General features: G+C 45.9%; 23 protein-coding genes, 1 pseudogene and 1 riboswitch. Of the genes and pseudogenes, 8 read left to right on the forward strand and 16 right to left on the reverse strand.

What is annotated here, in order from left to right:
• Positions 1 to 37: 37 nt before the first annotated feature.
• Positions 38 to 769 (reverse strand): PepSY domain-containing protein, encoded by a 732-nt coding sequence (locus tag RJ32_RS00555; protein WP_034818242.1) that lies wholly within the window; start codon positions 767 to 769, stop codon positions 38 to 40.
• A 66-nt stretch (positions 770 to 835) separates the two neighbouring features.
• Positions 836 to 3,418, reverse strand: coding sequence for a TonB-dependent receptor (locus RJ32_RS00560; protein ID WP_235598881.1), 2,583 nt, complete (start codon positions 3,416 to 3,418; stop codon positions 836 to 838).
• 534 nt (positions 3,419 to 3,952) lie between these two features.
• On the opposite strand from RJ32_RS00560, the gene RJ32_RS00565 reads away from it, so the two are divergent.
• A complete protein-coding gene (locus RJ32_RS00565) occupies positions 3,953 to 4,699 on the forward strand; it encodes a MauE/DoxX family redox-associated membrane protein (RefSeq protein WP_034818248.1) in 747 nt (248 codons plus the stop codon).
• 26 nt (positions 4,700 to 4,725) lie between these two features.
• Here the strand turns inward: RJ32_RS00565 and RJ32_RS00570 are convergent, their stop codons facing one another.
• From RJ32_RS00570 to RJ32_RS00615, 10 genes are all read right to left on the reverse strand, one after another.
• Positions 4,726 to 6,036, reverse strand: coding sequence for an APC family permease (locus RJ32_RS00570; protein WP_034818251.1), 1,311 nt, complete (start codon positions 6,034 to 6,036; stop codon positions 4,726 to 4,728).
• A gap of 21 nt (positions 6,037 to 6,057) precedes the next feature.
• Positions 6,058 to 6,492, reverse strand: coding sequence for a DUF4440 domain-containing protein (locus tag RJ32_RS00575; RefSeq protein ID WP_034818253.1), 435 nt, complete (start codon positions 6,490 to 6,492; stop codon positions 6,058 to 6,060).
• Between the two features lie 17 nt (positions 6,493 to 6,509).
• Complete coding sequence (locus RJ32_RS00580; RefSeq protein ID WP_235598882.1) at positions 6,510 to 7,361, reverse strand: copper resistance D family protein; 852 nt, start codon at positions 7,359 to 7,361, stop codon at positions 6,510 to 6,512.
• Positions 7,358 to 7,708 carry a copper resistance CopC family protein gene (locus RJ32_RS00585; RefSeq protein ID WP_034818257.1) on the reverse strand — a complete coding sequence of 117 codons (351 nt, stop codon included), beginning with the start codon at positions 7,706 to 7,708 and terminating at the stop codon, positions 7,358 to 7,360. The genes RJ32_RS00580 and RJ32_RS00585 overlap by 4 nt, the downstream gene beginning before the upstream one ends.
• A 26-nt stretch (positions 7,709 to 7,734) precedes the next feature.
• Complete coding sequence (locus RJ32_RS00590) at positions 7,735 to 8,478, reverse strand: copper resistance protein B (protein ID WP_034818259.1); 744 nt, start codon at positions 8,476 to 8,478, stop codon at positions 7,735 to 7,737.
• Between the two features lie 11 nt (positions 8,479 to 8,489).
• Positions 8,490 to 10,253: a copper resistance system multicopper oxidase gene (locus tag RJ32_RS00595; protein ID WP_034818261.1), complete on the reverse strand. Its 1,764-nt coding sequence runs from the start codon at positions 10,251 to 10,253 to the stop codon at positions 8,490 to 8,492.
• Positions 10,243 to 10,461 carry a twin-arginine translocase TatA/TatE family subunit gene (gene tatA / locus RJ32_RS00600; RefSeq protein WP_034818263.1) on the reverse strand — a complete coding sequence of 73 codons (219 nt, stop codon included), beginning with the start codon at positions 10,459 to 10,461 and terminating at the stop codon, positions 10,243 to 10,245. Before tatA ends, RJ32_RS00595 begins: the two co-directional genes overlap by 11 nt.
• A gap of 2 nt (positions 10,462 to 10,463) precedes the next feature.
• Complete coding sequence (locus RJ32_RS00605; RefSeq protein ID WP_034818265.1) at positions 10,464 to 10,955, reverse strand: DUF411 domain-containing protein; 492 nt, start codon at positions 10,953 to 10,955, stop codon at positions 10,464 to 10,466.
• Positions 10,956 to 11,021: 66 nt separating this feature from the next.
• Positions 11,022 to 11,366: a hypothetical protein gene (locus RJ32_RS00610; protein ID WP_034818267.1), complete on the reverse strand. Its 345-nt coding sequence runs from the start codon at positions 11,364 to 11,366 to the stop codon at positions 11,022 to 11,024.
• Positions 11,367 to 11,441: 75 nt separating this feature from the next.
• On the reverse strand, positions 11,442 to 11,729 hold the full coding sequence (locus tag RJ32_RS00615; RefSeq protein WP_034818269.1) for a sensor histidine kinase KdpD: 288 nt from the start codon (positions 11,727 to 11,729) through the stop codon (positions 11,442 to 11,444).
• Between the two features lie 122 nt (positions 11,730 to 11,851).
• On the opposite strand from RJ32_RS00615, the gene RJ32_RS00620 reads away from it, so the two are divergent.
• Positions 11,852 to 13,003 carry an IS30 family transposase gene (locus tag RJ32_RS00620; RefSeq protein ID WP_034818313.1) on the forward strand — a complete coding sequence of 384 codons (1,152 nt, stop codon included), beginning with the start codon at positions 11,852 to 11,854 and terminating at the stop codon, positions 13,001 to 13,003.
• A 9-nt stretch (positions 13,004 to 13,012) separates the two neighbouring features.
• Here RJ32_RS00620 and RJ32_RS00625 read toward each other — a convergent pair.
• The 3 genes and pseudogenes from RJ32_RS00625 to RJ32_RS00635 all read right to left on the reverse strand — a co-directional run.
• A pseudogene (locus RJ32_RS00625) lies at positions 13,013 to 13,261 on the reverse strand (transposase); the annotation flags it as partial.
• A gap of 32 nt (positions 13,262 to 13,293) precedes the next feature.
• Positions 13,294 to 13,593 carry a cytochrome b/b6 domain-containing protein gene (locus tag RJ32_RS00630; protein WP_051018698.1) on the reverse strand — a complete coding sequence of 100 codons (300 nt, stop codon included), beginning with the start codon at positions 13,591 to 13,593 and terminating at the stop codon, positions 13,294 to 13,296.
• 80 nt (positions 13,594 to 13,673) lie between these two features.
• Complete coding sequence (locus RJ32_RS00635; RefSeq protein WP_235598883.1) at positions 13,674 to 14,393, reverse strand: LTA synthase family protein; 720 nt, start codon at positions 14,391 to 14,393, stop codon at positions 13,674 to 13,676.
• Between the two features lie 126 nt (positions 14,394 to 14,519).
• On the opposite strand from RJ32_RS00635, the gene RJ32_RS00640 reads away from it, so the two are divergent.
• On the forward strand, positions 14,520 to 15,182 hold the full coding sequence (locus RJ32_RS00640) for a sensor histidine kinase KdpD (protein ID WP_235598884.1): 663 nt from the start codon (positions 14,520 to 14,522) through the stop codon (positions 15,180 to 15,182).
• Positions 15,183 to 15,275: 93 nt separating this feature from the next.
• Here RJ32_RS00640 and RJ32_RS00645 read toward each other — a convergent pair whose 3' ends face one another.
• Entirely contained in the window at positions 15,276 to 15,833 is a 558-nt protein-coding gene (locus RJ32_RS00645) for a manganese efflux pump MntP family protein (RefSeq protein ID WP_034818273.1), read from the reverse strand.
• Positions 15,834 to 15,871: 38 nt separating this feature from the next.
• A riboswitch (yybP-ykoY riboswitch) is annotated at positions 15,872 to 16,009 on the reverse strand.
• Positions 16,010 to 16,548: 539 nt separating this feature from the next.
• On the opposite strand from RJ32_RS00645, the gene RJ32_RS00650 reads away from it, so the two are divergent.
• From RJ32_RS00650 to RJ32_RS00670, 5 genes are all read left to right on the forward strand, one after another.
• A complete protein-coding gene (locus tag RJ32_RS00650; protein ID WP_034818275.1) occupies positions 16,549 to 17,778 on the forward strand; it encodes a TolC family protein in 1,230 nt (409 codons plus the stop codon).
• 27 nt (positions 17,779 to 17,805) lie between these two features.
• Positions 17,806 to 18,957, forward strand: a complete 1,152-nt coding sequence (locus RJ32_RS00655) for an efflux RND transporter periplasmic adaptor subunit (protein ID WP_034818277.1) — start codon at positions 17,806 to 17,808, stop codon at positions 18,955 to 18,957.
• Between the two features lie 11 nt (positions 18,958 to 18,968).
• A complete protein-coding gene (locus tag RJ32_RS00660) occupies positions 18,969 to 22,166 on the forward strand; it encodes an efflux RND transporter permease subunit (protein WP_034818279.1) in 3,198 nt (1,065 codons plus the stop codon).
• Between the two features lie 63 nt (positions 22,167 to 22,229).
• Positions 22,230 to 23,165: a cation diffusion facilitator family transporter gene (locus tag RJ32_RS00665; protein WP_034818281.1), complete on the forward strand. Its 936-nt coding sequence runs from the start codon at positions 22,230 to 22,232 to the stop codon at positions 23,163 to 23,165.
• Positions 23,166 to 23,332: 167 nt separating this feature from the next.
• Positions 23,333 to 23,980, forward strand: coding sequence for a cation diffusion facilitator family transporter (locus tag RJ32_RS00670; RefSeq protein WP_034818283.1), 648 nt, complete (start codon positions 23,333 to 23,335; stop codon positions 23,978 to 23,980).
• Positions 23,981 to 24,043: the final 63 nt, after the last annotated feature.

A 24,043-nucleotide genomic window follows, 5' to 3' on the forward strand; every position in this document is an offset into this window, starting at 1 on the left:
AAGCTCACCCAACGATGAAGCCATTGTATAAACCTTATCATTGGGCACCTCCGCTCTGTTTTCTCTTAAATGTAATCGTATAAAAAAGCAGCACAACACCTGTTATCATTAAGATAAACGTGCCGATAATGAAGGCTTTTAACCACCAGGTTTCTATATCCACGCGCTCATCGTAGTCCATTATGTGAAGCATCCAGACAATATCGAAACCACGCCAAAACGTATGTCGCTTGACTAAGAGATCCCCTGTCGTTTCTGACAAATAAAGACTGGTGTTACCAAAATCGTCATAATTTACCTGCCATAGAGGCAGCAACGTCTCACTGATTTCAGTGGGTGGGTTATCCGTCATATAAACAACGGATTCAATGTCTGCACTTTCTTGTGCGTAGTATCGGTTTGCCAATTCTTTGATATGATGTTGTTTTATTTCAATGCGCTCTAGCGATTTTGCATCCACCAAAAAAACAGCTTTCTCACTTTGTAATTTATAAACAGGCTGTAGCGTACCATCTAAACTAAGAGCCTCTAATGAGGCCTTTTTCGTTTCAGGGTAACGAGTTAATAATTTATCTAAATCTGACACCTCAGTACCTTCAGGTAAAGGCTTACTAATATTTTGAACTAAATGGTCTCCATGAATATAGTCCAAATCAAAAAACACCATGTAGGCGCCACTTATTGTCCAAATGACCATTTGCAAGCCAAAAACTAAAGATAACCAGCGGTGCCAAACTCGCCAGTTACTTGAACGCTTTTTTTGAGCCATGTTCTACCTCAACTTTCATAAAAAAAGGCCGTCGCTCCCAGGGAAAAGCGACAGCCAGTTCGGTAATCAAAAACTGTAACGTACCTTCAGATATAACTGACGACCTAACAAGTCATACGTCATGGTGTCGGTATTTGCGTCCGTCCAGCTTTGAATGTAAGGCGGCTCTTTGTCGAAAAGATTATTGACACCACCTGTCACGCTCAAGTCAGAATCGATGAAGTAAGTGCCTTGTAAATTATGATAAAAGACACTCGGCGCTCGGGCTCCAATATCTCCCGGAGCAGCATTAATATCATCAGCAGGTCCTATGTACTGAACGGAGTAATGTAAACGCCAATCCTGTTTCGTAAAGGTTCCTGAAGCATTTGAGCGCCAATGCGTATAGCTCCCTCTACCGCCGGTAATATATCCGGCATACTCAATTTCGTCTGCTCCAACGAAAGGTGCAAATGTGTATTCATTTAAGTAACTGACATTCCAACTAAAGTCACTTTTCCAACCCAATAGATCCGTGTTGTAAAATAGTGCGGTGTCGATACCTGACACATTTTCAGTTGCCGCATTGGTGGGCTGAGCAGATAAAAAGTCAATATCGCCCGTTAATGAGTCTCTCGTAAAGTGTTCAGGGCTGCAAAATGGATGCGATAAATTTTCTGAGTTATAGCAGACGGATAATTTCGTTGATCCAGGAATTCTTTGGATTGCATTCTCAATATCGATATCGTAATAATCAACCGTCAATTGTAAATTGTCAGCCGAACCAATATCCCATACAAACCCAGCAGTGAAAGTATCTGCGTCCTCCGGTTTTAAATCAGGATTCCCGCCAACAGTAGTAAGCACCGTTGCACCAAACTGTTGATACCCTGCAGGAACGCCATCTGCTTGACAGTTTGCCGCCACAGTCGGGTTCGCGCCGGTTTGGTCCCACCCGTCACACGGATCCGTTGTGGTCAAATTTCCTTCGGCAACACCACCAAAGAGTTCAGGTATGTTCGGAATACGAAAAGCTGTTGACTGAGTCGCACGCACTTTCAAAGCATCCGATACACGCCAATGAACACTCGCCTTGTAATTTCCATCACTACCGAAGGTGTCATAGTCACTGTAACGATACGCTAAATCCAAATTCAATGACTGAACCAATGGCAAATCAGCCAACAAAGGCAAGGACGTTTCAGCATAAACTTCATCGACCGTATAACTTCCCTCTATTGGATCAGCCTGATTGGTATTCATGATACCGGCGACAATTGACGAGTCAGGATTACGCCACCCTTTTTCTTTTCGGTGTTCGACACCAAAAGCGACAGGGACCCATCCAGACGGCATCTCAAATAGGTCACCCGAAATATTTGCTGTTAATGAACGCTGCTCATTTCCACCATTGTCAGTCGTCCGGAACATAATGTAGTCCAAAGCTTCTTGGGACAGGTCTCCATAACCCAACAAATCAATACAAGGAATACCATTGGATCCACAGGTGTTCGGATCTAAACCGGCAGATAAACGCTGCATATTGACAATATTGGTCATACCGTCAATGGCTGTATTACGGCCATAGTTATAAGCTATTTCCCAATTCCAACCAGCGCCAACAACACCGCTCAACCCTACGACTGTTCTGAACGTATTAACGTCTTGGAAAAAGTTTCTGGGCCCGCCTTCTAATAAGCGACGGCCTTCAAGTCGAATTGTTTCGCCCGTTGGGTTTGTTGGGTGGCTAGCATCGAACTCAATACCTCTTAATGTACCAGGCGTAGCCAATTGATCTGACGTGCGATTGTTATATAAAACTTCGGTAAATGCCGTCGTATCTGACGAGAGTTGGTAGTCACCAAAAACCGAGAAATTCCAGTTAGTAATCGGGTTGACCGAGTTTAAATAAGGAAAAGATGCGAAGTTGTGTTTCTCTGAGCTGTACGGTTCATAAAAATCCCCATCGCCGTCAGCGTCTTGGTTGAAGTTGATTCTATCCCCTGCATTTGGTCCCGTGAGGACAGTTGCACGCCCTCCAATGGTACTTGAGCTGCCAATACAATCTAATTGACCGGGCGTTATTTCACTCAAAGCACAACCGGCTTGATCTTCCATATTAACGGCATCAGAGGAGCGATAACCTAAAGTCGCCATGATTCGGCCTTTGTCACTACTGGCTCCAAATATCATATTTACTTTTCTATCTTGGCCTTCACCATCATCTGTCGAGCCTAGGCGCCCTTCGATAGTGAAACCGTCGTAGCTTTTACGGGTGATAATATTCACCACACCGGCTACAGCATCCGCACCGTATATCGCTGAAGCGCCGTCTTTAAGCACTTCGATGCGTTGGATCATTTCAACGGGTATCATATTTAAATCGACGGAGCTGTTTGCACCGGTACCACCATTCACAACACGACGACCATTTAAAAGTACAAGCGTTCGGTTAATACCAAGACCACGTAGGTTAACTTGAGCGGTTCCATACCCATTACCTGTCCAGTAAGCATTGCTCTGACTGCCTGCAAATCCGGCGGAAGCTGACATTCTCTGTAAAATCATCTCTACCGAAGTCATTCCCGAGACTTCTATATCTTCCGCCGTAAAAACCTGAACTGGAGCAGCACTTTCTGCTTCTATCCGCTGAATTCTTGAGCCCGTCACCGTGATTTTTTCAACGTCTTCGGCTTGCGTATTATCAGGCCCTGACTGAGCCCAGACGGTTGTTGTATTGAAGAGTGCCGCAGATACGCCTATAGCGAGAGTGCCGCAGATACGCCTATAGCGACAGCAGACTTAAGTAATTTTTGCATTTTGTCACCTCGATTAAATTATAATTATTGTACTTTCCGATTAGACTTCGTACTGCCATCTAAGTTGTTTAGACAACTCTCAGAATAGAAACCTTAGAATTTTAGTCAAGCTAAAAAGGATTAAAGTTGTATACAAACCCCTTTAATATCGCTGCTTATAGAGCTTGTATATTCAACTTAAACACCTTCTTAAATATCATAACTCTTTAAGAATCAGCTCTTATGAACGGTTAAAAACCCATCAAAAAAAGTTGTCCAGTTATCAAAAAATTTAAAATACATTTTCACTTTTTATGAATCTCTAATCTCACAATTAGCGATACTAATCCCCCTGCGACTGTAATGCGTATAAAAAGATACCCTGTTTAAGTAAGGAGACGTCACGATGAGTCAATCAACTCAAAAATCCACGCTTTACAGAATGTCTACACCTGACCACCAATGCCCTTTCGGTTTAAAAACCAGGCACTTACTTAAAGCCAACGGTTACGATGTGGACGACAACCTATTAGAAAGCCGCGAGGAAACCGACAAATTCAAGAAAAAACACAACGTCGATACTACTCCACAAGTATTTATCGGTGATGAACGCATCGGTGGGTACGAAGAGGTTCGAGCCTTTCTTGGAAAGCCTCTTCCTGACCCTGACGCAACCAGTTACCGACCCGTTATTGCATTATTTATTATGACGGCACTCCTCTCCGTAGCCACGTCATGGTTGTCTTTTGGTCGCGTATTTACCGTGCAAACCATCGAGTGGTTCATCAGTTTCTCAATGGTGGTTCTGGCCTTGCTCAAACTCCAAGACGTAGAGAAATTCTCTACCATGTTTCTCAATTACGATCTTCTCGCCAAAAAATGGGTGCCTTATGGCCGTATTCACCCCTACGCCGAAGGCTTGGCGGGTCTGTTAATGGCAGCGGAATCTGCTCATGTCATTTCCATCCCTATCGCGTTATTCATAGGCATCGTGGGCTCTATCTCCGTGATTAAAGCCGTTTATGTCGACAAACGTGAACTAAAATGTGCCTGTGTCGGTGGCTCAAGTAATGTACCGTTAGGCTTCATTTCACTCACTGAAAACCTCATGATGGTCGCTATGGCTGTCTGGATGTTTTTTACAATGAACTAGAAAAAGAGCGCTATGCGCTCTTTTTCTTAACGCTTTTTACGTAAAAACAAAATCTCACCAGCGGCAATCAATGCCATACCGATAAGAGACGCCCAAATGACCAGCGGATCGCTTGTCCATTTCACCCATACAAAAGCGGCTAAAACGATGACATCTAGCGTGATTGCGCTGATAAGTATGTAACTATTGGCATTCACTTTGTGTCTAAGATGTCGCAATACCCCCCAGTGGATCGCAATGTCCATAACGATATAAAAAATAGCGCCAAGCGAAGCGATTCGACTCAAATCGAAAAAAGCGGCTAAGATCATAGCCATCACAATGGTGTAAACCAGTGTGTGCTTCTGAATGGAACCAGGCATACCAAAATGACTGTGTGGTACAAGCTTCATATTGGTCAACATAGCCAGCATTCTTGAGACGGCAAACGCGCTGGCGATCACACCAGATACCGTTGCGACAATTGCAAAAGCGACCGTCACCCACAGTCCGGTCTCGCCGTAGACGGGTTTGGCTGCTTCAGCAAGCGCATAGTCTTTCGCTTTCACAATCTCATCTATGGACAGGCTCGAGCCAACCGCCAAAGTGACCAGAACGTATATTAACGCGCAGATAATCAACGAAATAATAATGGCACGCCCGACATTTCTCTTAGGTTCAACAATTTCACCGCCACTATTGGTTATTGTTGTAAACCCTTTGTACGCAAGTATGCTTAAAGCAATCCCCGCTAAAATACCGCCACCCGTAGCTTCTTCTGGAATAGCCGATATCGATTCAAACTGAATGCCTGAGGCCCACAAACCACCAGCCGCTAAAATGACCAACCCTAAAGCCTTAATAAAGGCCATAAAAAACGAGAACGTTTGAATAAACTGATTACTCAAAATATTGATAAAAAACGCAAAGATCAGCAAACCCACCGCCAACAAAGGGATAAGCCACTGTGCTTCAAAAGAAATTAGTTGGCTGGTATAGGACGCAAATGTCCGAGCGACTAAACTTTCATTAATCACCATAGAAAAGTACATCAAGAGTGCGAATATCGCCGTCACACTTCCTTTCCCATAGGCTTTACTGAGGAACATCGCAATGCCACCCGCTGACGGATATGCTTTGGCCAGTTTCACATACGAATAGGCGCTGAAACCGGCAATGATACCGCCGCACACAAACGCCAGTACAAACCACTCTCTTGCTAGCTGAGCAACTTGTCCTGTCAGTGCAAAAATACCAGCGCCAATCATGACACCAGTCCCCAGCGACACCGCCCCCCAAAGACTCAGGCTTCCTTCCTGATAATCCTGATGTCCGTGTTCATGATCGTATTCCGCCATAATCAGCTCCTGTGGTTGACGTTAGTTGGACCAGTGTATCCGGATAATTTTCCAGCCAGACTCTGGGGTATTTGAAACGGTTACGGTTTCATTCATCTTTAAGTCAATCTCGCGCCCGTTGTACGCCCCGGAAATACGATATCGAGAAGTGATCACAGCCAGGTTATCCACTTCATATCGTGTTCTTTCTATCAGTTTTGAAGGAACCGTCTGGCTGAACTTGATATCTGACTTAAGATGATGAGCACTGTATTCAGCCAGGGACCGTTCAACGCCACCGCCTTCAAAGATAAGCACATCATCGGAAAGCACGTCTTTAACGACCTCCGTGTCACCTTCAGTCAAAGCCGTTCGAAATGCATCAAGCACAGCAGTCGGCTCAGATAGTTTTTCGGCGCTACTGGGTGCTGAAATAAACATTGCCGAAATCATAAAAACACTCACAAGTAGTTTCATTCTTCTTATTCCTTACATTAACCAGGAGAAAACGCGCTGCTTAGCGCAGAGGCCAGGATAAAAATAGTGATAGCCAATACCATTTCTGCCGTTATCGATTGTTTCAGTCGCTTCGCAGCCGACTCATTATTTAACTGGGGTACCAACGTTAATTTATGCCGTGCGGCGACAAGAAGAATCAACGCCACAAACACAAGCTTCGCCAGCAATACCGTGTCGTATGAGGTTAATGGCAGCTCTGGTATCCATTGTCCGGTTGCACTTCGATACATAACCACACCCGCAATCAGGAGTATCGGAACCGCTGCAGACATATGCCCCCCAAAACGCTCCATAATCACTTTTGCTCTATCAAGCGATACGGAGGTTGCCAGCTTACGCAGTGAATTCAGACTGCCAAACCAGACCCAAGCGACTAACAGATGTATTAAAAGCGCTAGCTTTCCCCACCAGACGGCGTCACTGCCGTGCCCGATACTTAAAAAACTCCACCCCATGAGTCCAACAGCCGCAAGATATAGCATCCACTGTAGGCTTGTGACCTTAACAACCGAGTAAATCATCCAGGCAACAGCAGCGGTTACCTGAAGTTGGATAAACAATCCAACAGGGCCCGTCCATATAAATTGCATGTAGGTCGTGTCAAGCATTCCGGCCAAGCCTTCAGCAGCAAAACTACCGACTTTCAGAAAAAAGTAGAGAAGGCTTGCCAGAAATAGAAGCAACGCAACAACGACATTTGTCCTGCGGTCAGATTGCTTTTTTAAACCGGATAAGTAAACAATATAAGGCGACGCTGTCATCACGGCATTGAGCCAAAATATAAAGGCCAGCGTTAAAACGCTGGCCACACTCCAAAGAGGCATCATTTCACCTCAAAGCTAAAATCACCCGATATTTTATGACTGTCCCCACCCATTGCCGTCCAGTAAACCGTGTAACCACCTGACGCTAAGTTGTTTTTAACAGCAATTTCGTACGCTGCTTTGGGAGTCATGCTCATCGAAAAGTCCAGCGGATGCATTTTACCGTCATCTGAGTGCAGCATAATTTTCGCCAGACGAACATCACCGGAAAAATTCATCGTAATTTCCGTGGGTGACTCGGACAAAGTCGCACCGTCCTCCGGGCTACTGGATGTCAGGCCGACGTGGGCGCTGGCCCATGCACTAAAAAATAACGCGGTACCGAAGACTAATTTAAGTACGTTTTTCATGTTGTTTCCTCTTTGTTTATTATCAATTAAAACCAAACTCTGGCCCCAAGGACCACGCCTGTTTCTGTGGTGTCTTCACCCATTCGTTTCATTTCATCTGCCGTATTTCCTAACGCCCCGTTCCAATACACACCGATGTAAGGAGCAAATTCACGACTTATTTCATGGCGATATCGCAAACCCACGCGCAAGTTACTCAACCCGCTTTGCCGTTCATATTTGTCGGAATCTGTCAGGTTGGCTGTTAACTCAATGCGAGGCTGTAAGTACGAGGTTTGTGTTAGCTGCCACTCGTACTCGGTTTCGCTAACAAATTGGACGTCGCCTTCCTGGTTCACCATCAAAGAGTTGTCCATTTCAAACCAGTACGGCGCCAGTCCCATAAAACTCACGACCGCATAGTTTTCCATAGACGCATCCGACGATAGGGTCCCTCGCGTACCGACACCGGCCTGAAACGACCAAAACGGAGACACCAGGTATCCATACAGCAGCTCTGCACTTTCCAAGTCAGTGGGCTCGCCGTCATCTTGAGTGTTTTCCCCTTCACTTTTGAAGACAACGCGATGGTAGTCGCCGCCATACCACGCCATCATGTCCCAGACGGCGACATTGTTTTCAGCGTCGGTTCTCGCAAGCTCTACCCGGTCAAATAAGACTTGACCCGTGTAGTATTCTTTAATCGGCTCTGGCCAATCGTCTTTCGCGTGCCCTGCTATTGCGGCTCCGGGAAGCAACGCCGCACTTAATAGTAATAATTTACCGTACATACTCGTCCTCCTTATGCGACATTGACCACACGGAACATGCCCGCTTCCATGTGATACAACAAGTGACAGTGAAACGCCCAGCTACCCGGCGCATCCGCCGTTATCAATAACGACACCTTTTCGCTCGGCTTCAGGCTGATCGTGTGCTTTCGAGGGCGTGGGTATTGTCCATTTTCAAGCTCCATCCACATGCCATGCAGATGTATGGGATGGTCCATCATCGTATCGTTTACCATCACTAACCTCAGTCGTTCGCCGTGATGAAACTGAACGGGACCATCCACTTCCGTAAATTCCTTACCATCAAAGGACCACATGTAACGTTCCATATTGCCCGTTAAATGCAGCTCAACCTGGCGCTCAGGTTCTCGCGTGTCCGGCCATTCCTGTGCCCCGATCAAGTCCGTATACACCAACACTTTATGATCAACGTCTTCCAGTCCAATACCCGGTTCATGCAGTCGGCTGACCGGATTCGTTGCAATCATTGCTGCCCCGGCACCGTGCCCTCCTTCACTGTGTTTGATTGTGATGTTTTCAACCGGGAGCTCTTTTTTATGTGTCATTTTATGCGTCATATGGCCGTTATTACCGTCCATAGGCTTCTTATTCATGCCCTTACCTTTCATATCGCCGGACATCGCCATGGCGCCCATGCCCATAGCCGCCATGCCCCGCTCGACGACAGGTCGCAGTTCAGGAACCTCGGCCTCTAAGCCCAACTCCGGTGTTAAGGTGCCTCTGACATAACCGCTGCGATCAAAGCTTTCCGCATAAATGGTGTAGGCTTGATTTTTTCTGGGTTGTACGATGACGTCATACACTTCAGCAACGCCTATGCGAAACTCATCAATTGAGACCGGTTTTACAGGCTGACCATCGGCGGCCACAACGGTCATTTCCAATCCAGGGATCCGCACATCAAAGAAGCTCATCGCTGAGCCGTTGATAATACGAAGCCGCACTTTCTCTCCGGGCTTAAATAGCGCCGACCAGTTCATTGCCGAGTCACGACCATTCATTAGGTAGGTATACGTACTTCCCGTTACATCCGCGATATCGCGCGGACTCATTCGCATTTGCCCCCACATTTCCCGCTGCTTCCACGTCTTTTCTAACCCTTGCTGACGGACGTCTTCAAACGTGTCAAAGATCGTACGCTTGTGATAGTTGTAGTAGCCTTCGGCCACTTTCAAATTACGAAAAACATCGTGCGGGTCTTCAAATGTCCAATCAGTCAAAATAATCGTGTGTTCACGATCCGCCCCAATATCCCCGTCTTTCGGTTCAATTACTAGCGGCCCTAAATGCCCCAGCTGTTCTTGTAAACCCGAATGACTGTGGTACCAATAAGTACCGTTTTGCTCAACATCGTAGCGATACTTATACGTGCGTCCCGGCTTTATTCCCTCAAAAGATACGCCAGGTACACCGTCCATGTTCTCGGGCAATATGATTCCGTGCCAGTGAATTGACGTGTCTTCCGACAACCGGTTAGTCACGTTTAACTTTGCGCGTTGCCCTTCCTTTAAACGGATCAACGGGCCCGGCATTTGGCCATTGATGGTTATCGGTGTTCCCACCTTATTTCCCACGAGTAGTGGGGATTTTGCAATGGTCAGATCGATCTCATCGTTTGTCAGAATCTGATCCTTAAAACTGCGTCCCTGAGGGACAGCCCAAGTCGGCGCCACTTTAGCGATTGCTAAAGCAGACGCCGCAGTAAATGCAGATTTAATGAATTTTCGACGTCCTTTATTAAACTCATTGCTCATGATGACGCTCCTCTTTTGAGGTTAAATTTTGATGACGTTGAATGTCCTTTTTCTTATCAGACGGTTCATCAGAAATCGATGATTTAAACCCTTTTATCGCGCTACCAAGATCGGAGCCCAGGGTTCGTAGCTTTTTGCTACCAAAAAGAAGGATGACAATAACCAGTAAAACTCCTAACTGAACCATACTCATGCCGCCAAATCCCATATCTAAAGCCCTCCATTTGAGAGTGCCTGCTGTTGTTTTAGACTTGCTATCTGCTGATAGGGGATTACTGAGCCGTCCTTTTTGATTTCATAGACCGTATAAGGTTGAAAGCGAGTGCCCATTTCCATGCCGACAGATCCGACAGGCATACCAGGAACCGTTAACCCAATGCCACTTTCTGACTTTTTCCCAGCTAAATAATGAGAAACCAATGTCGGAGGAACATGCCCCTCAAAGACATAGCCATGATCAGAAATAGCGGTATGACAGGATTGGATCTCGGCACGAATACCAGACTCACGTTTTCGTTGAGTCAGATTATTCGGATGCTGTATAGACACACTAAAGTTATCTGGTAAAGCTTTTAACCACTGTTCACAACAACCACAGCTCGGATATTTTAGAACGGTTAGTTGCTGCTCTTCTACATCGGTTGCAGATACAGACACGGAAAACAGCATCGCCAAAACAGCGATATTGCGTTTGATAGGCATAATTATTCACCGATTAATAAGTTTTAAGGAAACACGCCGAGCGTGTGTTAAATTTCGAGTAACTTATTAAGCGATAATTATCGGGGGACGGAATAAATTAGACGCGTGTTTAGCACGAATTGAGGTGTCGATGGGCGCATCGACTTTGGCAGAGAGGTTAACTGCAGCGGCATTAACCGAAGAAGACTGTCCGACAAATAAAACCGAGCCGCCGGAGCAATGCCGAATGGTCATGTCAGCACAGCACGAGTTGTGCTTTTGCGTCTCATGCTCGCAATCGTTTGTGTCGACTTCGTACATCATGCTGTGCTGCATTTGGCTGTTATCATGACATGCGTGAGCTTCTGCCGTTTGCGAAAACGACATCGACACCAATAGCACTGTCATTAATAACAGAATTCGAATTTGCACGAGCACCCTGCTTTTTGCAATTTAATAAACTTTAGTCTAACGTCATTTTAACGCATGTCAAACAAGCAGAGCATCTCAATCAATTTTTGGTAACTGAATAATGACCTCAAAGCCTCTTGGCAATTTATTTTTAAACGTCATCTCACCATGATGAAGTTGTACTATTTTTAGCACGATTGATAACCCCAAACCTGACCCCGATACGCCTGTATGCTCACGGAATCGATAGAAACGCTCACCTAATACAGTGAGAGCCTCCTGTGATACGCCCTCTCCTTGATCCGATATCCGAATTTCAATTTCATTTGCCTGCTGTAAAGCTTCGCATGTTATTTGCGAACCGACAGGTGAAAACTCTGACACGACACCAGAGCCTAGCGTATTAGCCCACGCGCTGTTGCCGTCATGGCTTTATCAGCATCGTGTAGATTCAATTGATCAATGCAACAAGCATGGTAAAACAAGCGTTAGCGGAGATCTTTTGGATGAAACGAATGTTTACGACACAAGAAAAAGAGTTTGTCTTTGATTCCTGGAAAGACGAAGTTGGCTTTAGTGCCATAGCAAAACTATTAGATACGAAGCCCGGAACCATTTTCACAATGCTGAGGGATACCGGTGGCATAAAGCCACCAGCGCGTAAAAAGAACAAAGTACATCTAACCCTTTCCGAGCGTGAAGAAATAAGAGTCTCACTGTCAGCTAAGAAAAGTATTCGAGCAATTGCAAAGTCCTTAGGCCGAGCCCCTTCAACAATATCCAGAGAAGTACAGCGCAATCGTGGCAGGAGGTATTACAAAGCCGTAGATGCCAATAATCGCGCAGGAAGAATGGCAAAAAGACCGAAAAAGTGCTTGCTGTCGGCAACCCCAGAGCTTAGAGCAATTGTGCTGGAGAAGCTTGAGCTTAATTGGTCTCCTGAGCAAATATCAGGTTGGCTTAAACGAGCTTTTCCCCGTCGGCACTCTATGCGAGTTTCAGCGGAAACCATTTATAAGACGATCTATTTCAGAAGCCGAGCAGCGTTGAACCATGTGCTCGCAAAACACCTGCGACGAGGACACAGTTTAAGACATAGTAAAAAGCATTCACGGCGCGGAGAGCGCGGAACCATCAATATTGTCGATGGCATTTCGATCCATGAACGAGCCAAAACTATTGATGCCAGAAAGACTTTAGGACACTGGGAGGGGGGCTTAATCACTGGCTCAAAGAATTCTCACGTGGCGACATTAGTCGACCGAAAATCACGTTACACGATACTACTTAAGCTTAAAGGAAAAGATGCCAGCTCGGTAAACGACGCGTTAATAAAAAAATTCAAGGCATTGCCGAGGCAATTCAAATACACGCTAACTTGGGATCGGGGAATGGAGCTGGCGAAGCATGTTGAGTTCACAGCTAAAACCGGTGTTCCGGTCTACTTTTGTGATCCGCAAAGTCCTTGGCAGAGAGGTACCAATGAAAATACTAACTCGCTTATTCGGCAGTACTTCCCCAAAAAGACGTGTTTAGCCCAACACACACAAGAAGTGCTGGATAAGGTCGCGGCGCAATTAAATAGTCGCCCTCGTAAGACATTGAACTTTAGAACCCCAAAACAGTTAATTGAAAAGAGTGTTGCGTTGACAAGTTGAATCTACAGCGGCCTTTTTTAATATATCCCGTTCCTCCTTAACGCGTTTTAGCTCGGCTTCAAGCTTTGCTATGCGCAGTTGTTCATCGGAGGATTTATTGGTTTTATTATCCTGACCGTATTTAGCACGCCAGTCGTAAAGTGACTTGACGGAAATGCCCAGCCGATCAGCGACGTCATAAACTGAATGACCACGCTCGGTGACCTGCTTGACGGCTTCAATTTTAAATTCTTCGGTATACCGTTTGCCTTTGCTCATAAACACCTCTAGTTTGAGTTACATTGTAACTGTTAAAAGTGTCTAGCAAAGTCTGGGAAGTCCAGAATAAGATAATGAACACCGCGCGCAATAATTCCTTTTACATCCATCGAATGTGTTTTCGGAAAACCCTGTTTTAGGCGGTAAGCTGTTCGCCACAACAAAAACCAGAACGCAAAAAAACCGATGCTAATATGGACTGCTTTTAAAAAATCTTCGGTACTTTCTTCAGCAACAAAAAGCATCATATAGCCGAGCGTGAGCATAACGGTCACAAGAATAACCGTGAACCAGTGATTAATCTTTGATAAGCCAGAGTAGTGGGTATTCATAAAGCCCCCTTTTGATTGTCAGGAATCATTATGAATACCCTTTATTAAGAAAATCTTAAGCGACCAGACTAATAAGCACTCTAGTTGAGACCTTCCGGCACAAAGTAAGCCCGATTTTGATACAGCCAGGATGGCAACAACGCATGTGCCAGTGCCTCTTCGTGTAATTGGCTATTCGTCTTATCATCTGCGACAAAGCGGTTTTTCTGAACGTCGTAATGACCCGTCATATCCTCGCCCGGCGTTAATATGGCCACGCCCTCGTTAGTCATCCACGCATAATTATTACCAAACTGCATCATCGCACGATTAGCGGGTGGTACATCTTTTGCTAATAGATCCTGCCCTATTGCCGGGGTCCAGGCAGAAATACCCGCAAGCGATATAACGGTCGGTAATAAATCAATTTGACTGGCTATTGAGTCGATTTCCCTGGGTTGAATCGACCCACCCAAAATAAGTCCGGGTATACGGAATTTATTAATGGGCACTAATTCGTTGCCGCAGACACGCGTATCATGGTCAGCAACAATCAGAAAAATTGTATCCTCCCAATAGTCACTATTTTTAGCCTTTTTAATGAACTGACCCAACGCAAAATCAGCGTATTTCACGGCATTCTCAACCGTATTTTTTGGCTTTGAATAAAGCTCAATTGCATTGTCAGGAAACTCAAACGGCTCGTGGTTTGAAGAAGTGAAAACCAAACTAAAGAAAGGTTGTCCGGTTTTTTCGTGTTTCTCAAAGCGCTGATGCGCGGTATTAAATAAATCTTCGTCACTGGCTCCCCAGCTGCCCAAGAATTGAGGGTTAATGATGTCGCTTTGCCCCAGTATTGACTGAAACCCGTTAACAGATTTGCCTTAGACTTAAGAGCCAGAGCGTTAAATAACCTGTCTCCAATTGAGTCCGACCTGCCCAAAGAGTTGATCCCGATAAAACAGGCAATTAATAAACTATTACATCAAATTAAGATGTTTTCAGAGCGGGAAAAGCGCTTTATTGCTGATGCGTCACATGAATTGCGCACACCGTTAAGCGCCATTCAGGTACATGCGGAAAATATTATTCATGCTGAATCTCTGGAGGATTCTAAACAGTCCGGTAAAGCTATTTTTCATGCCGTAGAGCGGATGTCGCATTTAGTTAATCAACTCTTGCGTTTAAATCGACTGGATAGTTTGGATAATTCTGCCGACTTTGATGAAATTGAAATTAAAACCTTGGTTTCCTTAGCGATTGATAGCCTACCCATCAATCAAGTCGAGGACTACCAATGGCAAATCGATGTTCCCACAATAAAAATAACATGCAATAACGCGTTAATAGTCAGTGCATTGACCAACCTCTTATCCAACGCAATGAAATTTTCACCGGCAGACTCCACTATACAAATAGAAGCGGTTGATACATCGGCAAGCATTATTATCAAGATAAGAGATCAAGGCAGCGGTGTGCCCGCCGAAATAACTGAACAAATGGGAGAGCGTTTTTATCGATTCCGCGAACACACTAATATCGCCGGCTCTGGTCTGGCTGTCCATCACCTCGAAAATAATACAATTGCACCATGGCAAGATATCATTTAACAATATCCAGCCATCTGGGTTTGAAGTGCAGATAGAGCTACCAAATTCAGATTAGACAGTGAAATTATAGCGTTATCCTAATAAACTCTTTTCTTATATGTGGCTTAACAAGATCCAAAAACCCACTCCAATTAAAGTAATCCCGCCGAACATTTCTGCCCAATGACCTATTACCGCTCCAACAAAGCGCCCTAACATCACTCCCAAAGTAACCATAAGGGTTGTAGCTAAACCGATAAGCACCGCGGCAAGCCAAATATTCACATCAATAAAGGCCAGGCCTACACCAACTGCCATGGCATCAATGCTGATGCCTAACGCCGTAAGAGAAACTTTAAAAAACGATTGTCTGGAGGGTTTGTCTACCTCTTCTCCGCGGGGTCTAAAGCCTTCATAAACCATATGCAAACCAAGGGCCAGCAATAAAAAGAAGGCTACCCAATGATCCCAGACTTCAACATAAGAGGCTGCTGATTTACCGACCAACCAACCAATAACAGGGGTTGTTGCTTCAATCGTCCCGAAAATCACGCCCATTCTTAGTGCGTCGAAAAAGCGAGGACGGTTAAGACTTGCTCCTTTACCGACAGCCGCAGCAAAAGCGTCCGTTGACATAGAAAAAGCAAGTAAAAGAAGAGCAATTAGGTTCATTGAGTTATCTCCGGCTGGGCATTCTGAGTCCACGATACACCCACACGCCCGACCTTCAGCATGGATATATCGATGGTCTCGCCAACCGAGAGGTGTTCGCACCATGGCATGTGGCCAATTATGTTGACACGAACGCTTCCAACTTTGGAAACAGGCTACTCCCCAACGAGGCGCTATATTATCAATTAACCTAAGAATTCACAAACTTTGCTAAGCCTCTAACATTGGGAACTCAAGTCGATTCTTGCAGACCCATATTAATTACGTTATTGTTTAATAGCTTTACAAACCAAGGGCTATAATGTTCAGACAGGGGTTTATCATAGTGATTTTGTTTGCGGTTCTGACTCAAATCAGTCAGGCAGTCGCGGACGTGCACCAATCTCACCAATCACTTCCCGAACAACATATTAACTTTGATCATGATGAGTCCCATCCTGACCAAAAAAAGCTTCCTCATAAAGGTAACGTCAGTTTTGATTGTCATCATTGCTGTCACTGCCACGGTTCGTTTCATCTATATGCAATGAAATCCGAAAAAACTATGGCGCTCCCGCGTTTCAAAACGTCTCGCTCTGGTTATATTGAAATTTATTCTAACCCTTTATCTTTACCGCTGTTTCGGCCTCCAATCTCCTCATAACTGCTTTAAACGCTGCAACGCAGCGGATCAATTCGAATTATTAACGCAGTAAAATGACCGAGGAGTCTCTCTATGCGTCCGTTATCGATATGCGGCAAACGTGTGTTTGTTGCTGTCAGTCTCGTGCTCTGCACGAATTATGTTAACGCTCAACAGTTACCCGAGCGCTGGCAACAAACCGTACAACAGCACCCGAGTGTGCAGGCAGCTCAAGAGCAAGCTGAAGCACTCATACAGCAAGGGCAGCAGTTAAATCAGCCTTTGTATAACCCAACCTTGTCTTCAAGACTAGAGCGCGAAGGCGATATCAACAATTACGCCGTTGGCCTCAGTCAGACCATTGACTGGAGCACGGGCAATGAGGCTCGTGCCAGTCAGAGCGATGCAATGACGGCACTAGCAATGAGTGTTTACCGCCTATCAGCGAGTGAGCATGCGAAAACGTTGCTCAGTGCCTATGTCCATTGGTTTGATGCGAAACGTCGTTATGACTTGGCACAGCAGCAAGAACAGTTTGTGCAACAAGCCATAAAGCTCGTCAGTGAAAGGCGTAAAGCCGGCGATTTAAGCGCCATTGATGAACAATTGACCTTACTTGCCTTAAGCCGTCAGTTACAACAAACCGCTTCGGCTTATCAGCAGTTACAGTCTAGTCAGGCTGAACTCAATGCTCTACTACCCGGTACTGCGGCGAACGAATTGTCGCTTAGCGAGGGTATGTTCCAGTTTGCCCCGAACTTAACAGCGCGATGGCAGCAACATCCGGCCATTAAAGCGGCTTATCTGAAGTGGCAGTTAAAACGTGCGGATATCGACTGGAAACGCTCATTAACCACGGCTAATCCAACAGTGGGAGTTGAAGCCGGTGAAAGCGATAACGAGAATGTAATCGGCCTGACATTCAGTATTCCGCTGCAACTGCGAAATAATTATAGCAATGCCGTTCAGGCCGCCAGTCGTGAAGCGCTTGCCGAGGAAAAACGTGTTATTGCGTTAAAACGGCAGTGGGAGGCATCGCTTAAATCATCGCTAAATAACTATCGGTTTGTGAAAAAACAATGGCAAAGCTGGCAGCAGAATTTCCAGGCTCGGCAGGCCGAATCAATGCAGCTGATTGAGCAATCCTGGCTGGCCGGTGATTTATCCACCACTGACTATCTGACGGCTATGCAACAACAGCTCGATAGCCAGTTCGCGGGTATTGGATTACAAACTCAATACCGGCTTGCCGCCATTGAATGGCTTTATCGCTCCGGAAAACTCAGTGAAACCATTGAGTTACAACCGTTGAGTAATCAATAAAATCACGAACAGATTAGAGAGAAAATTATGTCATTTAAACCATTATACGCGGCAATTGTGTTGGCACTGAGCTTGCCTGTAATAGCTCAGGATAAGCATGGCCACGAAGAAGACAAAGATTCAACGAGTCATCAGCAGGAAAACGGTCATCAAGAAGGAGAAAATGAAGAAGGCTCCGGTGTCGAGCTGTCTCAGAAGCAACAAGCGATGGCCAATATTACGACAGCAACACTGCAAAAGCAGATTGTTGACTACCCGGTCTACGCGCCCGGAGAAATCGTCGCCAACGATTTTAATAGCTATGTGGTCAGTCCCCGCATCGATTCAACAGTATTAAAACGCTTCGTCAGTATTGGTGATCACGTCGAAAAATCTCAGCCGCTAGCAACCTTATTCAGTGCCCGGATGGCCGACGCACAGAGCCAATATCTGGTGGCCTTAAACGAATGGCAACGAGTTCAGTCATTAGGGCAAACAACCGTTGGCGAAAAACGTTATGTAGAAGCGCGGAGCGATTTTTCATCAGCAAAAGCGACACTGCAAGCCTTTGGTATGTCCGATGATGATATCAAGCGATTAAAAGCGCCAGATTACCCCATTGGCGAGTATCAACTAACCGCCGACATTAGCGGCATTGTCGTCAGTGATGATTTTAAACAAGGACAACAGGTCAATGCCGGTAATGAATTGGTTGAAGTTTTGCAAGAGGAAACACTGTGGGTCAATGCTCGCTTGCCCGGCAGTGCTGACCTCAATGTTAAATTTGGTGACCCTGTAACGGTGAGTGTTAATGGCAAGAGCTTTAGCGCAAAGGTCATTCAAGAAGGGCATACCATTGACCATAAAACCCGTACCCGCACGGTTCGTCTTGCAGTCAGCAACGAAAAAGACCAGCTGCATCCCGGTTTATTTGCGGATGTCTATTTTTCAGTGACATCGGATACGCCAGTTCTTGCGGTTAAAGATTCAGCACTATTACGAGCCCCCGACGGAGACTGGCAGATTTTTATTGAGCACCAACCCGGCAAGTTCGAGCCCAAAGAAGTTGAGTTAGTCGATGAACAGGGAGCGTGGAAAGTTATTACTGGTGTCGATGAAGGTACCCGCTACGTTGAAAGTGGAGCTTTTTTCGTTCGTTCACAGCTGGCCAAAGGCGGTTTCGACCCGCATAACCATTAACAGGAGGTTGTATGTTTCAGCGTATTATTCAGTTTGCTGTCGCCAATCGCCTGTTATTGGTATTGGTATTATTCAGCATTAGTATTGCGTCGTTTTTTGTCATTCCGAAGCTCAATCTTGATGCCTTCCCGGATGTCACTAACGTGCAGGTTACCGTTAACACCGAGGCACCGGGGTTGGCGGCAACGGAAGTCGAGCAGCTTATTACCTATCCGATTGAGTCGGTCATGTATGCACTGCCCGACGTAAAAGAGGTTCGGTCGATATCAAAAACCGGTCTGTCAGGTATTACCGTCGTATTCGAAGAAAGTGTCGACATTTACTTCGCCCGGCAACTGGTTTTTGAGCGATTACAAGCCGCAAAAGAGCTGATACCCGACGGTGTCGGCACCCCGGAAATGGGGCCTAATTCTTCGGGATTGGGGCAGGTTTATCAATACCTGTTACTGGCCGAGCCTGGCTCGGGCGTTAGTAGCATGGAATTGCGCAGTTTAAATGATTACGTGGTTAAGCTGCTGCTTATGCCCGTTGAGGGTATTACTGAGGTACTCTCTTTCGGCGGTAAGGTTAAGCAATATCAGGTTAACTTAAATCCCGCCAAACTTTTGTCTTATGGGTTATCACAGCAGAACGTGATGGCTGCCGTAGAAAAAAATAATGGTAATGTCGGCGGCTGGTATATGCCGCGCGGGCAGGAGCAGTTAGTGATTCGAGGCACCGGCTGGCTTGGCAGTGGTAAGGAGGGGCTGCAACAGCTGCGCCAGATCCCGTTAAAAACAGTTGATGGCGTCTCTGTCACTTTAGGTCAGGTAGCCGATGTCGAAGTTGGCAGCGAGATTCGTCAGGGTGCAGTATCCATGTCACGAAAAGTGGATGGTGAAGTCAACCAGCTCGGCGAAGTAGTATCCGGCATTGTACTTAAACGCATGGGTTCGAATACCAAAGCAACTATAGACGGTGTCAAAAAGCGCATCCCGCTTATTCAACAGGCATTGCCTGAAGGGGTGATTTTTGAGCCTTATTACGACCAAGCCGATTTAATTCAGAAGGCCGTGTCAACTGTCGCATACTCGCTGCTGATTGCCTTTGTCTTCATTATTGCGGTATTAGCGCTGTTTCTGCTCAATATGAGAGCCACCTTCTTAGTGCTATTATCCATTCCCGTTTCCATTGCTATCGCACTAATGGTGATGTCTGCAATGGGTATGTCAGCAAACCTCATGTCGTTAGGAGGTATCGCTGTCGCTATCGGTATGCTGGTCGATGGCTCCGTAGTGATGGTTGAAAACATCTTTAAACACTTGAGCCGACCGGATGTCGAACACGGAGAAGAAGCCAAGCAACGAACGGAATACCGAGATCCTGATCCACAGGCGGCCAGACTCGACAGTCACGGCATAAAACTGCGAATAAAAGAAGCCGCAAATGAGGTCGCACGACCCGTCTTTTTCGCTGCCATGATCATTTTAGTTGTATTTATGCCGCTATTTAGCTTTCAAGGTGTTGAGGCTAAGCTGTTCGAGCCTATGGCGATAAGCATTATGTTGGCCATCGTTTCAGCCGTATTCGTCGCTATTATGGTGGTACCAGCGCTTGCCAGTTACTTTTTCAGTAAAGGGATTCGCCCCCGCGAGAATAAACTACTGAAACCGCTGGATGCCGGTTATAAAAGACTGCTGTCATGGGCACTAAGAAGCAAAAAACTGATCGTCAGTGTCGCTGCAGTTTTGTTCGTTGGAGCATTACTTCTGGTACCAAGACTCGGTACCGAGTTTGCGCCTGAACTTGAAGAAGGCACGATTAATATTCGTGTAACACTAGCCCCGTCATCGAACCTGGAAACAGCGTTAGAAGTAGCGCCGAAACTGGAAAAAATCTTAATGTCTTTTCCAGAAACCACCTATGCGCTAAGCCGTATTGGCCGGGCCGAAGTCGGCGGTGACCCTGAGCCTATTAGTAACATTGAAATCTACGTAGGACTTAAGCCGCAGTCTGAATGGACAACTGCATCTGATCGCTATGCGTTGCAAGAAAAAATGGAAGCGAAACTGGATGAACATCCCGGTTTGCTATTCAACTTTTCGCAGCCTATCGCAACACGGGTTGATGAACTCTTGTCCGGCGTGAAATCGCAACTTGCCATAAAGCTGTTTGGCCCTGAACTCGATACGCTTGCCGCAAAAGGACAGGAAATAGAGAGCGCAGTTAAACAAGTGGATGGTGCCGTTGCTGTTGCCATGGAGCAAATCAAAGGGGAAGCGCAGCTGGTTGTATCACCTAAGCGACGTCAGTTGTCCCGCTATGGCCTGAATGTATCGGATGTGCTCAGCGTAGTAGATAACGGCCTTGGCGGGGCCAGTGCCGGGCAAATCATTCGGGGAAATGAGCGTTACGACATCTACGTTCGTTTAGCTGAATCGTTTCGTGATACCCCCGAATCGATACGTTCACTTAGGTTACAAGCTCCATCGGGTGCGTGGGTAACAATGGGTGAAGTGGCTAACGTTTCGATTGAATCCGGCCCTCCGCAAATTCGTCGTGATGACGTACAGCGCCGGGTAGTTATTCAATCCAACGTTCAAGGTCGTGACATGGGCAGTGTTGTTGCCGATATTCGACAAGCAATTGATGACAATGTCGATTTACCCACCGGCTATTCCGTTGATATTGGTGGTCAGTTTGAGAGCCAGCAACGGGCTCAACAGCGTCTATCTATCGTGGTGCCGATATCGCTGGCGTTAATCGCGTTACTCCTTTACTTTGCGTTCGGAACCCTGGGTCAGGCGATGTTAATTTTGGTTAATGTGCCACTGGCCATTATCGGGGGAATTGTCGCGCTGTTTATCTCGGGCCAGTATTTGTCTGTGCCAAGTGCTGTCGGTTTTATCACCTTATTTGGTGTCGCAGTCCTTAACGGTGTGGTCTTAGTTGAAAGCATAAACCAGCGTCTAACGGATGGTCACCGACTGAACGACGCCGTGTTTGATGGCGCGTGGTCGCGACTGCGCCCAGTATTAATGACGGCTATTACTTCAGCGCTGGGTCTTATACCCATGTTATTCGCAACCGGTGCGGGTGCTGAAATCCAACGCCCATTAGCTACCGTCATTGTGGGTGGTCTGGTATCCGCAACCTTTTTGACGTTGGTTGTTTTGCCGGTGCTTTATCCTTGGTTTTCAAAACAAAAAATTAAGGACTTAAGTCGTTAGTTAACTGGTTATTAATAAGAGGGACAACTGTGTTTGTCCCTCGTACTTAAATAAGGATTTTTCATGGCACATAATCATAAATCAGATGACGGTCATGCTCATTTAGACTTTAAAAGTGGTGACCGCCGTGTCGGCATCGCTATATGGGCTAACGGCCTTTTAACCGTCGCGCAAATTATCGGTGGCATCCTTTCTGGCAGCTTAGCACTCATTGCAGATGCGCTGCATAATTTCTCAGATATGGCGGCATTAATTATTGCATTCGCCGCGCGTAAAATTGCACGCCGTCCCGCAGACTCTCGCATGACGTTCGGCTATGAAAGAATAGAAGTGGTTGCTGCGTTGATTAATTACACCACGCTCATCGTTATCGGACTTTACTTAATTTATGAAGGTGGGATGAGACTCATCGATCCACCAGATGTAGCTGGATGGACTGTAGTTATTATCGCTGGGATAGCACTGATAATAGATGCCTTAACCGCCTTTCTCACTTATTCGATACAAAAAGGCAGTGTAAATATTCGAGCCTTATTCCTGCACAACCTGTCAGATGCGTTGGCTTCGGTCGCTGTCGTTATTTCCGGTACGCTGATCATTCTTTACGACGCCCATTGGGTAGATGCGGCAATCACAATCGGTATCGCAGTGTATATTCTCTACCTTTCTTTTACTGAAATTGGCAAACCAATCCGGACGCTAATGCTGGGTTGCCCGCCAGAATTAGATGGAGAGTTAGTCATTGAAGCCTTGCGCAATATCAACGGAATAGACGACGTGCATCATATCCACCTTTGGCAGATGCAAGAGAATACTTCAGCATTGGACACCCACGTCGTACTCACCGAAAAAGGCTGGTATCGCATTGAGTCCATAAAGACAGAAATAAAAACAGTACTCAGCAAGCGATTCAATATTACGCATTCGACGTTGGAGTTTGAACATCCCGAATTCGCACATAAAGAAGCGGCATTATATGGTCATCAAAAATCGACATAGAATTACCTGTGATAAGCCCACTGAATTTGCGAATTAAAGTTTTTGCGTCGATTTGCCCGTTCTTTACTTGTTGTTACGCAAGTTTCAGCGAAAACCAGTAAAGAAACTCATCGCCACGTCTGATAAAATACGGCAACGATTAATTAACTTAAGGGAAGGGAAGTGATATGTCATCTTGCTGCGGCAGTTCGTCTGGTAGTAATGTGCAAGCCCACATCGATAAAGCGCAGCGACGGTTGTTGTGGACTGTATTAGTCCTTAATGGCGTTATGTTTTTCGTTGAGTTTATTGCCGGTTGGTTAGCCGAGTCCAGTGGGCTTATCGCCGATTCGCTAGATATGCTCGCCGATACGTTGGTCTATGCCGTCAGTTTGTATGCAGTTGGCAAAGCCATTAAATATAAAGCCAATGCGGCCATTTTTAATGGCACGCTGCAAACTTTATTGGCCTTACTGGTATTAGCCGATGTGTTTCAACGCTTAGCATTTGGCAGTGAACCTAATGCCAATATGATGTTATGGGTTGCAGGTCTGGCGCTCGTTGTAAACGTAGCTTGCTTTGCACTTTTATACAGCTCACGAAACGGTGATATTAATATCCGCGCTAGCTGGATCTGTTCACGCAATGACATGATCATGAACGTCGGTGTTATTGTCTCGGCCTTGTTAGTGGCACAACTCAATACGGCTTGGCCTGACTTAGTCATTGCAACCGTTATAGCGATTATTGTCTTGCGATCCGCTATTCGTATAATTAAAGACGCTATAGCTGTAAAAGCCGGCGAGAAAACCGATATATCCGGGTGTTGCGGATAAAACCTTAGTAACACGCTATATAACACGTGACAAAGTATTACATTAACCGAGCAAAGTGGTCTT

The organism is Idiomarina sp. 28-8 (assembly GCF_000320945.2).
In the GTDB taxonomy this organism is placed as follows: Bacteria; Pseudomonadota; Gammaproteobacteria; order Enterobacterales; family Alteromonadaceae; genus Idiomarina; species Idiomarina loihiensis.